The organism is Marinomonas sp. 5E14-1 (assembly GCF_039939215.1).
Lineage (GTDB): Bacteria > Pseudomonadota > Gammaproteobacteria > Pseudomonadales > Marinomonadaceae > Marinomonas.
Map to the genome: position 1 here is coordinate 132,202 of NZ_JBDXMW010000003.1, position 11,450 is coordinate 143,651.

Annotated in this window: 13 protein-coding genes; 4 read left to right on the forward strand and 9 right to left on the reverse strand. The window is 40.3% G+C overall.

The features are described 5' to 3' along the window. Positions 1–10: 10 nt before the first annotated feature. The 4 genes from ispD to ABFY09_RS03620 form a co-directional block, all read right to left on the reverse strand. Positions 11–724, reverse strand: a complete 714-nt coding sequence (gene ispD / locus ABFY09_RS03605; RefSeq protein ID WP_347982928.1) for a 2-C-methyl-D-erythritol 4-phosphate cytidylyltransferase — start codon at positions 722–724, stop codon at positions 11–13. Next, positions 721–999: a septum formation initiator family protein gene (locus ABFY09_RS03610; RefSeq protein ID WP_347982929.1), complete on the reverse strand. Its 279-nt coding sequence runs from the start codon at positions 997–999 to the stop codon at positions 721–723. Before ABFY09_RS03610 ends, ispD begins: the two co-directional genes overlap by 4 nt. 107 nt (positions 1,000–1,106) lie before the next feature. Next, positions 1,107–2,402 (reverse strand): phosphopyruvate hydratase, encoded by a 1,296-nt coding sequence (eno, locus tag ABFY09_RS03615; RefSeq protein WP_347982930.1) that lies wholly within the window; start codon positions 2,400–2,402, stop codon positions 1,107–1,109. A 51-nt stretch (positions 2,403–2,453) separates the two neighbouring features. Next, positions 2,454–4,088 carry a CTP synthase gene (locus tag ABFY09_RS03620; RefSeq protein WP_347982931.1) on the reverse strand — a complete coding sequence of 545 codons (1,635 nt, stop codon included), beginning with the start codon at positions 4,086–4,088 and terminating at the stop codon, positions 2,454–2,456. A 351-nt stretch (positions 4,089–4,439) separates the two neighbouring features. Between ABFY09_RS03620 and ABFY09_RS03625 the strand changes: the two genes are divergently transcribed. Then, positions 4,440–5,117, forward strand: a complete 678-nt coding sequence (locus ABFY09_RS03625) for a P-loop NTPase fold protein (RefSeq protein WP_347982932.1) — start codon at positions 4,440–4,442, stop codon at positions 5,115–5,117. Between the two features lie 40 nt (positions 5,118–5,157). Here the strand turns inward: ABFY09_RS03625 and ABFY09_RS03630 are convergent, their stop codons facing one another. Continuing rightward, the gene (locus tag ABFY09_RS03630) at positions 5,158–5,448 is read right to left on the reverse strand and encodes a DUF6482 family protein (RefSeq protein WP_347982933.1); all 291 of its coding nucleotides are present in this window, start codon (positions 5,446–5,448) and stop codon (positions 5,158–5,160) included. Positions 5,449–5,575: 127 nt separating this feature from the next. On the opposite strand from ABFY09_RS03630, the gene ABFY09_RS03635 reads away from it, so the two are divergent. Next, positions 5,576–5,761, forward strand: coding sequence for a hypothetical protein (locus tag ABFY09_RS03635; protein WP_347982934.1), 186 nt, complete (start codon positions 5,576–5,578; stop codon positions 5,759–5,761). A 213-nt stretch (positions 5,762–5,974) separates the two neighbouring features. Here ABFY09_RS03635 and ABFY09_RS03640 read toward each other — a convergent pair whose 3' ends face one another. Both ABFY09_RS03640 and ABFY09_RS03645 read right to left on the reverse strand, forming a co-directional pair. After that, complete coding sequence (locus ABFY09_RS03640) at positions 5,975–6,619, reverse strand: hypothetical protein (protein ID WP_347982935.1); 645 nt, start codon at positions 6,617–6,619, stop codon at positions 5,975–5,977. A 115-nt stretch (positions 6,620–6,734) separates the two neighbouring features. Further along, positions 6,735–7,541 (reverse strand): Bro-N domain-containing protein, encoded by an 807-nt coding sequence (locus ABFY09_RS03645; protein ID WP_347982936.1) that lies wholly within the window; start codon positions 7,539–7,541, stop codon positions 6,735–6,737. Positions 7,542–7,887: 346 nt separating this feature from the next. On the opposite strand from ABFY09_RS03645, the gene ABFY09_RS03650 reads away from it, so the two are divergent. Beyond that, entirely contained in the window at positions 7,888–8,223 is a 336-nt protein-coding gene (locus ABFY09_RS03650; RefSeq protein ID WP_347982937.1) for a site-specific integrase, read from the forward strand. Beyond that, the gene (locus ABFY09_RS03655) at positions 8,208–8,867 is read left to right on the forward strand and encodes an integron integrase (RefSeq protein ID WP_347982938.1); all 660 of its coding nucleotides are present in this window, start codon (positions 8,208–8,210) and stop codon (positions 8,865–8,867) included. The genes ABFY09_RS03650 and ABFY09_RS03655 overlap by 16 nt, the downstream gene beginning before the upstream one ends. A 158-nt stretch (positions 8,868–9,025) precedes the next feature. Here the strand turns inward: ABFY09_RS03655 and tilS are convergent, their stop codons facing one another. Both tilS and accA read right to left on the reverse strand, forming a co-directional pair. Then, positions 9,026–10,336 (reverse strand): tRNA lysidine(34) synthetase TilS, encoded by a 1,311-nt coding sequence (gene tilS, locus ABFY09_RS03660; RefSeq protein ID WP_347982939.1) that lies wholly within the window; start codon positions 10,334–10,336, stop codon positions 9,026–9,028. Positions 10,337–10,422: 86 nt separating this feature from the next. Further along, positions 10,423–11,370 (reverse strand): acetyl-CoA carboxylase carboxyl transferase subunit alpha, encoded by a 948-nt coding sequence (accA, locus tag ABFY09_RS03665; RefSeq protein ID WP_347982940.1) that lies wholly within the window; start codon positions 11,368–11,370, stop codon positions 10,423–10,425. Between the last annotated feature and the right edge of the window lie 80 nt (positions 11,371–11,450).

The window sequence follows — 11,450 nt, forward strand, 5'->3', positions numbered from 1 at the left end:
CTCCTGAAAATTAACTGTCTTTTGTATTGGAAGAATGAAGATAAGAAAATAGTGCTTCAGCAATTAATAAGTCTTCTGGCAAAGTCACCTTAATGTTACTATTTTCTCCCATTAAGAAATCTGGATGATACCCCATAAACTCCATTGCAGAACATTCATCTGTCACAGCAAGGCCTTTTCTCTGAGCTTCTAGTAAAGCCTGTCGAAGTGCGTCTATGGGGAATTTTTGAGGCGTCTGAGCCAACCATATTGAGTTCCTATCTAATGTTTTATCAATAGACAAAGACTCGGCCAATTGCAGTTTAACTGTGTCTCTTGCTGGCATAGCCAAAAGTGCGCCCTGCTCAGATTTATGAGCGATCACCCTATCTAATGCAGCATGAGTTAATAAAGGTCGAGCAGCATCATGTACTAGAACGTCTTGCGTGGCATCAGTAAGATTCGATAAAAAATCCAAACCTTTTAATACAGTATCACTGCGTTCTTTACCGCCCACAAACGAATGCACACCCGTATGATGAAACCACTTAGATTCCGACCAATAAGCATCATTCTGACCTATGCCGACGGCCACGCCTGAAATGGCGGGGTGCGATAAAAAAATAGTAATGGTTCGATCTAAAATACTTTGCCCAGCAAGCGGTAAATATTGTTTAGGGCAATCGGCCTGCATGCGTTGCCCAACACCTGCGGCGGGAATCACTACCCATAAAGATTGCGTCATTTTTTATTCACCATCCGATAAAAAACCTCACCATCTTTAATGTATTGCAGCTCTGTGCGAACATGCTCTTCCACCGCTTCTTCACCAAGACGAAGGTCTTCGACTTGGGCTCTAAGCGCATCATTTCGATGTTTCAAACGCTGATTTATGCGTTCTTGGTAAGCAATTTGTTTTGCCAATTCCTCTTGTCTCTTTATCCCTTGATCACCAAAGTACAAATGATAGGCTTGGTAACCAACAGCACAGGCAAAAAAGGCCAGTAACAAACGCGTCATAACATCCTCAATGACTAAAAAAAGATTCCCTTATATTAAGGGAATTGAGTTAAAAAAATATAAAAAAAGGGAGAACAAAGTTCTCCCTTTTTCAAATCAAGGTAATGTTACGCCTGACCTTTGATCTCAGAAAGACCTTTATAAGGAGCTTTGCCACCTAATTGCTCTTCGATACGCAACAATTGGTTGTATTTAGAAACACGGTCTGAACGGCATAGAGAACCCGTTTTAATTTGACCTGCTGCTGTACCAACAGCCAAATCAGCGATAGTCGCGTCTTCAGTTTCACCAGAACGGTGAGAAATAACCGCAGTGTAACCTGCAGCTTTCGCCATTTTGATCGCTTCTAGTGTTTCAGTCAAAGAACCAATTTGGTTAAATTTGATCAAGATAGAGTTTGCGATACCTTCATCAATACCACGCTTAAGGATCTTAGTGTTCGTTACGAACAAATCGTCACCTACTAGCTGGATTTTGTCGCCAAGAATTTTAGTTTGGTAGGCAAAACCTTCCCAGTCAGATTCATTCAAGCCATCTTCGATAGAAACAATTGGATAAGCTTCACAAAGCTCAGCCAAGTAATCAGAGAAACCTTCTGAAGTGAATACCTTACCTTCACCTTTTAGGTTGTACTGGCCATCTTCGTAGAATTCAGAAGCCGCACAGTCCATCGCTAATGTGATGTCTTTACCAAGCTCGTAACCAGCTGCAGATACTGCTTCTTTGATAACAGCCAATGCTTCTGCGTTGGAAGCAAGGTTGGGTGCAAAACCACCTTCATCACCAACCGCTGTATTCAAACCACGAGCACTTAATACTTTTTTCAATGCGTGGAAGATCTCTGCACCATAACGCAATGCTTCGCGGAAGTTAGGCGCACCAACTGGCTGAACCATAAATTCTTGAATATCAACATTGTTGTCCGCGTGCTCGCCACCATTGATGATGTTCATCATAGGAACAGGCATGGAATAAACACCTGGTGTGCCGTTGATGTCAGCAATATGAACATATAAAGGTACTTTCTTAGAAACTGCTGCTGCTTTTGCTGCCGCTAAAGAAACCGCCAAAATAGCATTTGCACCAAATATAGATTTGTTTTCTGTGCCATCTAGATCGATCATGATCTTATCAAGCTCAGCTTGAGCAAGTGCATCTTTACCAATCAAAGCGTCACGAATTGGACCATTTACAGCCGCAACCGCTTTTAATACGCCTTTACCTAGGTAACGACTTTTATCACCGTCACGTAATTCCAAAGCTTCACGAGAACCTGTAGATGCACCAGATGGAGCACACGCAGAACCCACAGAACCATCCGCTAGAATTACGTCTGCTTCTACTGTTGGGTTACCACGAGAATCTAGAACTTCTCTGCCTTTAATATCAACGATCTGACTCATAACAAACCTCTTTAAATATATGAAAAATCACAAACTGCTTGTTTGATCTGTTTATTTTTCTTTTCCTGCATACTTCAACGCTGCATGAACAAAGGCGCTAAATAAGCCATGTCCATATCGTGGGGTTGAAGTAAACTCTGGATGAAACTGGCAAGCAACAAACCAAGGATGATCAGCAATTTCCACCATCTCAACCAATGAGTTATCTTCTGAACGACCAGAAATCGTTAAACCTGCTTTCTCTAATGCAGAAATATAGAAGTTATTTACTTCATATCGATGACGGTGACGTTCTTTAATCACAGCTTCACCATAAGCTTCAAACGCTTTAGTGCCTTCTGCTAGATTACAGTTCTGTGCGCCAAGACGCATCGTACCACCTAGATCAGATTGCTCTGACCGGATTTCTTTAGAGCCTTCTGAGTTCGTCCATTCTGTAATCAGACCAACAACAGGGTTCTCTGCTTTTAAGTTAAATTCTGTACTGTGAGCGCCAGCCAGTTTTGCAACATTACGAGCAAACTCGATAACCGCAACCTGCATCCCCAAACAAATGCCTAAGTAAGGCACTTTGTTTTCACGAGCATATTGGGCTGTAAGGATCTTACCTTCTACACCACGTTCACCAAAACCACCAGGAACAAGAATCGCATCCATTCCTTTTAGGCATTCAGTGCCATTTTCTTCAATGCTTTCAGAATCAATGTAATGCAGCTTCACTTTCGTTCTAGCATGAATACCAGCGTGATCCATCGCCTCAATCAGAGACTTATAGGCATCCAACAACTCCATGTATTTACCAACCATGGCAATATTGATTTGCTTCTCTGGATTCAATTTGGCTTGCGTAACCTTATTCCAAATATCCAGATTTGGCATATTGCAATCTAGATTGAAGTATTCAACGATCAAGCTATCTAAGCCTTGGTCGTTTAGCATCTGAGGAATACGGTAAATCGTATCCGCATCTGGAAGGGAAATAACCGCACGCTCTTCAACACTTGTGAAAAGCGCGATTTTCTTACGTTCTGGCGCTTCAATAGTCACTTCAGAACGACAAATAAGAATGTCTGGCTGAATACCGATCGAACGTAATTCTTTAACAGAATGCTGAGTTGGTTTGGTTTTAGTTTCGCCTGCAGTACGAATGTAAGGAACCAAGGTCAAATGCATAAACATCGCACGACGAGAACCCAACTCGACTTTTAACTGGCGAACTGCTTCCAGAAAAGGTTGAGATTCAATATCACCAACTGTGCCACCGATTTCAACCAACGCCACATCTGATCCTTCAGCACCAGAAATAACACGTCGTTTAATTTCGTCTGTAATATGAGGGATAACCTGAACCGTTCCACCTAAATATTCACCGCGACGTTCTTTCTTCAAAACGTGCTGATAAACACGGCCACTAGTGAAGTTATTGCGCTTGCCCATTTTGGTCGAAATAAAACGTTCGTAGTGACCAAGGTCTAGATCGGTTTCAGCGCCGTCTTCTGTTACATAAACTTCGCCGTGCTGGAAAGGACTCATGGTACCTGGATCGACGTTAATGTACGGATCCAACTTTAACATGGTAACTTTTAGCCCACGAGATTCAAGAATGGCTGCTAAGGATGCTGACGCCAAACCTTTACCAAGAGATGAAACGACACCACCTGTAACGAAAATATATCGTGTTGCCATGAGTGTTTAACCCGCCTTAAAATAGAAAAAAATAGATTTGATGGCACAGAAAAATGCACCTTCAGGACGGGGGAAAATAATAACACCGCGCGCCCTTTCACTCAATGTAAAACAACACTGTTTTATACAGCACAAACCATTAGTAATACAAATACTATCAAAGCTCTCCCATCAACTCCAAGCTAAGATTGCCTTATAACAACAAAGTATTAGTCTATGGTCTTTTTTGCGCACCAAGTGATGACTCGACCATTAGAGAAAAAGCGTTTTTTGATTTCTTTTCGACTTACGAGCAATGCTAATTTAGAGTAGCTTCACTCTACTCAGGCTCAGCTAAAATTAGGAACAGCTATGGCACCGCCACCACTGGAACACGTCTACTGCAACTCAGCAGACATCAAACAAGCTTTAGAAAAACTACAAAGTGCAGCGAATAAGCCACATAGAACCCTGATTGGATTAACTGGCGGGCCTGGTTCAGGCAAAAGTACATTAGCGGAATACATAACGTCTTATTTCTCAGAGCATCAACAACAAGTCATTAGCCTATCAATGGACGGCTTTCACCTTTCCAAAGCTCAGCTCAATGAACTCCCCAACCCAGAAAAAGCCTTTGCAAGACGAGGTGCACCTTGGACATTTGATAGCCATGCTTTTGCAGAACGCATCAAAAGCATTCATCAAAGCTATCAAACAAAAGATGTTTTATGGCCTAGCTTTGACCACAGCATAGGAGACCCAATTGAAAATGACATACTCATAGATAAAAGCACTAAAGTCATCTTGGTTGAAGGGTTGTATTTGCTTCATCCACAAGATGGCTGGCAAAACGCCAAGCCATTATTTGATGAACACTGGTTCTTGGATATACCAATCGAAATTGCCACAGAACGATTAGCAAAACGCCATATGGCAGCATGGAGGTTTAGCCATGAACAGGCAATGGACAGAATCCAACAAAGCGATGGACTCAATGCAGAATTAGTTCTATCAACCAAAGACCAAGCAAACTGGCTTATACAGAATTAGTCTTACCTCCAACGATCAAACAAAAGCAAATCGGTGAATACTATAAAGTGCCAAGCGGTACTTCTAAACAATTCGTCAACTCCCTTGTTGGCTGACCAACCATTTCGTCATAAGCACTCTGTTGTCGAAGCACCATAGCACCCACTTGCTTATCCTTAAACAACTCCTGCAAATCTTGTTTATTATGACTCGTGAGGAACTTACCTTTGCCATCTAAAAGGAACACTTCCTCACCATTCATCATCACAGACACTTGATACAAATTTGGCGCCAGTGAATGAATCACCACCTTCTCAAATGACAGCACACTTTGAAGCTCTTTGACCTGCATCTTGACTCTCTCCCTTATAGATTTAATCTCGATGCAGTCTTTTACGTTCAAAACACCAAAATGGTTCACAGATAGAAAGCCTGCAGCACATGACTACAATGCACTACCGATTTATAGGAAATAAGTTATGACAACGGCAAGTATTACGCCGCCGCACCACCATTACCCTTGTTGTAGCACCCATCATAAGCCGTTAAATCAAGGTGTTTTACTTAAAGGAATAGGCAACAATATGGGAAAGCGTGCATTCAAATATACTGGGGATAATTTGTTGTGCGAACTCAATCGGAATGGATTTACTTTAGCAGAATAAGTCAGGTTTGACTTCTTGTATAAAAAAGAGCCATCACGTTCAACTGTAGCGAATAATAGTAATTAGATAACAGAGCATAAAAAGAACACAAAAATGTTCTTTTAGGAGAAATTCTACAGCCTCAACGTCCGCATAAGCGGACAAAAATTGTTGGTTATAATGTGGAGCGAAGCGTAACCTAACCAACTGTTTTAGTTCCGTTTAAAGCGCTTGTTATGAGTAAATTTCTCGTATCGCGTCAATTAACCCGTATACAATTAATGGGTTATCTACTCGTGCTTCTGGGTGGCAATATGCAATGACATACTTCTTTGGTGCTCTTTCATACCACCAAATTCCACGATTAGTCCTCTTCCATTCATATTCATTAAGCCCCGCAGTATCCTTAAATAAGTCACCTGTCCCTCCACATATGGTAATATCAGGGTTATATAGAGAAAACTGTTTCTCAATAAAGCTACGATCTTCATTAGCTACTTTATTAAGAGAAGCTTTATCTGTTGTGTAAGTACCTGGCGATTTTTTTAAATTCATTGCGCATATTGATTTTAAAGAAGACTGTCTGTCTGCTTCATTAATCTCATCAAACTCTTGCCACGGTATATCACGATTTATATTTCTAATTCCGTTTATCCAGCGAACAACATTATTCCATGTTTGAGATCTTGCACCTTCAGCTAGAAACGCTCTTAAATCCCAACCACCTCCATCGGGATCATTAACTTCTTTTAATACAATGCATATTTTTGTGTCGGAATATAAGTAATCCTGTTCAGAAACTAAGCCATCTGAAACAAAACCTTTTCTATTTCCTTTCCATTCATCAAAAAGGCTATTTTCTGCATTAGTTATCGACATGCTAATCCTTTACTCATAACGCTTTGCTAAGCGACAATAAAACAGTTGGCTAAAATTAGCGAGGAACGAGCAAAAGCCAACTGTTTTTTGTCCGTTTAAGCAACTTGTTAAGTTTCTATTTCTCAATATTTTTAGAAAGTGCCTTTTTAATTTTCACAAGACCTTCACCTAAAGGTGGTAATTCAATTTTAAGTTTTGTTAGTCCCAGTTCAAACTTGCCTCCCGACACAATAAGGGCCACAACTAATGCGATTGATATTCCAGAAAAAACTATTTCAATAGGGTTACGCCTACTGATATTAATAAATGATAACTCTTGCTCTGGTGATAATTCATAACTCGATATTTTATTGAAATCTTGCAAACTAACATTAGAAAGAGCATCCATTACTTTTGATGACTCTTCACTAGCTTTGATAAACTCTTTCTCTAACAAAGGAATAAAATCAGTTGAGCAATTACATTTTAATACTATAAATTTATAAACAGAATTCAGATCATTTAAAAAAATACTGAAATCCGTTAAAGAGATAGCGCCCCCATCAGTATTAATAATTACTGTAAAGAATGATTCCTTTGATGGTGGTGGATAAACACCAAATTTAGTAAGTGAAGGTACAACTTCATGATGTAACCAGCGAATTAACTTTTTAGATCTCGGGCTATGATTATTTGCTAACAGTCTATAAATACCTGGTTGATTTACAAAGTACTCATCCTTGTAAGTCGTATATTCATCACTATCCAAACTAGAAATTACAGACTTTATAAAGGATGAATTGTAATTTTCGTATTTGCATTCATCTAAAAAGGAGAAAAAGCTTTTCAACGAAAAATATAGCTGCCCATTAAAATTATGAATATAAAATTCATTATTTACACCTAATTCATCTAAATAATTGACAGGGAATTCTGGCACCATACTCTCCTTGAAACTTAACATTTCAATAGTGCGCATGCGCGTTTACACATTTTAAAAACTCTCTAAATATCTCTACAACTAACTGAATTTTCAGTATTTTAGAAAGATATTCACAAAAATAAAAACTGGCTAAACGAGCGTGCGCGTTATTCCTTTTATCCCCAGCGCGTTATCTCAGCGCTAGAGATCCTTATGCATTGATACTAAAAGACTATTTATTTATCTACCAGTATAAACATGCAAATCCATGATTATTTTTTAGAAAAAACGAGCAAAGAATTGGCCAAACAAAAAATATACTGTATATTTACACAGTATTTCATTTTCTATCCACAAGGAGTGTGTGATGCCTTCAAGCCCTTTTCTTAACTCTATTCGTAATGAACTTCGATTACGAGGCTACAGTCTTAAAACTGAAAAGTCATATCTGTATTGGATTAAATATTTCATACGTTTCCACCAACTAAAGCACCCGGCCAATATGGGTGCAGAAGAAGTTCGTACTTTTCTTTCTTTCCTTGCTGTAGAAAAAAATGTCGCTATCAACACTCAAAAATCCGCTTTAAATGCATTGGCTTTTCTTTATAACAAGCTGTTAGATCAACCATTAGGAGATTTAGCCCTAAATTCAAATAATAAGTGCAGCATGCGAAGCAAGACCGCCGTTTGCCAATTGTTTTAGCACCTAGTGATATTCAGAAAATACTCAGTGTTTTAAACGAGAGGGATCATTTAATCTTCTCTTTACTTTATGGTTCAGGATTAAGAATTAGCGAATGTTTAAGGATTCGTATTCAAGACATCAACTTAGATCAGGGAAGTCTAAGTGTTCGATGCAGTAAGGGAAATAAAGACAGAACAACGATCTTAAGCCGTAAATTAACAGAGTCTATCAATAAGCAGAAAAGCCATGCTCAGAAAATCCAACAAGAAGACAATTCACAAGGTTATGGCCCTTCTTTACCTTTTGCTTTAGGTAAAAAATACCCAAACGCTTTTCGTCAATTCAATTGGATGTTTTTATTTCCATCCATATCAATCTGCTCACACCCTGTTACTGGCGAATTATGCCGTCACCATTTGCATGACTCCGTTCCTCGTAAGGCATTAAAAAAAGCCGTAGCAGAAGCGAAGATTTTAGAAAAAAGAGTGAACTGCCATACATTTCGTCATTCCTTTGCAACCCATTTATTAATGGCAGGACGAGATATTAGAACGGTGCAAGAATTACTTGGCCATAATGATGTTTCTACCACTCAAATCTATACTCACGTTATTGGGCAGCATTTTGCTGGCACTGACAGCCCTATTGATCAGCTATTATGATGTCTAAAAATAAAGCAATTTAAAAATGACATTTCGATGAGGTAGGCGCTTCTTTACTAAAGGAGAGCTTCGAGGAAGAATGTCCTTTTAAAATCTCCAAACACTATAACACCATCTTCCGTCTCCCCCTTGAGAGATAAGGAGAAGAAGCTTGTTTGTTACTTCTTTTTAAGCAAAGGAAGGCGTTCCGAAGGTTTCCATTCGACTTTGCCTTGCCAGTCTGGATGTGCCCAAAGGTTGCCGATTGCAACGAGTTCGTTGTGTTGATAAATATAAGGTAAGTGTTCTCGCCACCAGCTGGGAATTCTTTGGTCATTTAGCCATTTTTTTAGGGAACGTGTTTTGCCATTTGGAAGAATGAGGTTCACGCCATGAGGGCGAGTTCCGAGTTCACAATCTGCTGTGCCGTGGACGGTGACAAGATCAAACGCTCGAACGAGTCTTTGCCCTTCTTGTAATTTTCCCAATACGACAGTTTGATCCAAAGGCAAGAGGTATAAGCAGTTTTGGTGGCGTAATAATCGGTGCTTCAATAGCTGCATTTCGGGCTGTTTATCTTCTGCACTGAAGAAGGTCGCATCTAGGTTTTTCAATTGAGCGTGAGGCACAGAGATATCGGATCGTGCTAGAAACTCTCGCAGCCAAAATTGTCTTTCTTCGGTCGGTAAGTCTGCAATGTCATGTAAGGCAAGGCCGCCAAACTCATCACACCATAAAGCTAATTGACGCTGAGCAAATCGGCTCAAGATGGCATAATCCGTTTCTATCCGCTTGGTCGTGGAGACGATATTAGATTCCATATTAGGAAAACGTTGTTGAGCCTGTGGCACCAAGCTATGCCTGATAAAATTACGAGAGAAGCTCTCATCCACATTGGATTCATCAACAATCCATTGCAATTCATGATGCTTGGCATAATGCTCTATGTCGGCTTTTGAAAGCGATAAGAATGGACGAAGTAAACGCGCGTCTTGCTGACCAATAGAACGTTGCTCAGGAATGCCAGACAAGCCTTTCCCACCCGTACCACGCAATAAACGAAACAAGACAGTTTCCACTTGATCACCGGCATGGTGGGCTAAAAGTAAAATATCATTATCTGACATAACACTTTCAAAGACTTGATAACGAGCATTACGGGCTGCATCTTCTAGCGAGGCTTGCGTTTCCAGCTGGACACGCTGAGCAACAAAGCGTACCTCTAGCTGTTGACAAACCGTTTCACAATGAACCAACCAATCGTCCGCATTATCACTCAATCCATGATGAACATGGACAGCCGCCAATTTCTTTCTTTGTGAACGAGAAAGCTGCGCTACAACCGCATGCAATAAGACATGAGAATCGACACCACCACTAAAGCCAATCCAAACCGTTTCTGCTTCAGAAAACACGTAGTCCAACCACGCTTGATTAAAGCAAAGCGGAAACGAAGAATGAATCGGATTAGGTAGCATTTGTTTCATCATAACTCTTTAAAAAAGCGATCATGTGTTCTCATTTTCAAAAACAAAAAAGCCCCCTGAAATAGGAGGCTTTTCTAACGCATAAGAAATTATAAGCCGTAAGACATCAAACGGTTATAACGACGAGCCATCAACTCTTCTGTCGTTAATGCTTCCATTCGATCCAGTGCCGCTAAAACATTTTCTTTTAAGCTGTGTGCAATCTGCTCATGAGCAATGTGTGCACCACCTAATGGCTCAGGAACAATTGTGTCCACAAGACCTAATTCTTGAAGGCGCTGCGCCGTGATGCCCATCGCTTTAGCCGCGTCAGACGCTCGATCAGCACTCTTCCAAAGGATAGAAGCACAACCTTCAGGAGAAATAACAGAGTAAGTGCCGTATTGAAGCATCATCAGCTCATCACAAACACCAATTGCCAATGCGCCACCAGAACCACCTTCACCGATAACAGTAGAGATAATTGGCGTTTTCAAGCGAGACATAACCGCTAGGTTGTAAGCAATAGCTTCACTTTGACCGCGCTCTTCTGCACCAATACCTGGATACGCCCCAGGTGTGTCGATTAAAGTCACAATAGGCAAACCAAAACGCTCTGCAGTTTCCATTAAGCGTAATGCCTTACGGTAACCTTCTGGACGAGGCATACCAAAGTTACGCAAAACTTTTTCTTTTACTTCACGACCTTTCTGATGACCAATAACCATCACAGAACGACCGTCTAAACGAGCGATACCACCGACAATTGCGCGATCATCGGCATAATGGCGATCGCCATGCATTTCTTCAAAATCTGTGAATGCGTGCTTGATGTAGTCCAAAGTGTAAGGACGTTTTGGATGACGTGCTAACTGAGAAACTTCCCACGCCCCTAGATTGCTAAACAAGCTTTTTGTTAAAGCTATCTTTTTATCTTCAAGACGACTGATTTCATCGCTGATATTAAGTTCGTTGTCGTTACCGACTAGACGCAACTCTTCAATTTTTTGTTCAAGTTCAGCAATAGGTTGTTCAAAAGGGAGATAATTTAAATTCATGTTTAATTACACTGTTGTTTGGTTGCCATCAAATTCAAAACAAAAGGCTTATTGCCACTCGTTCATTGCGTTAATAATTA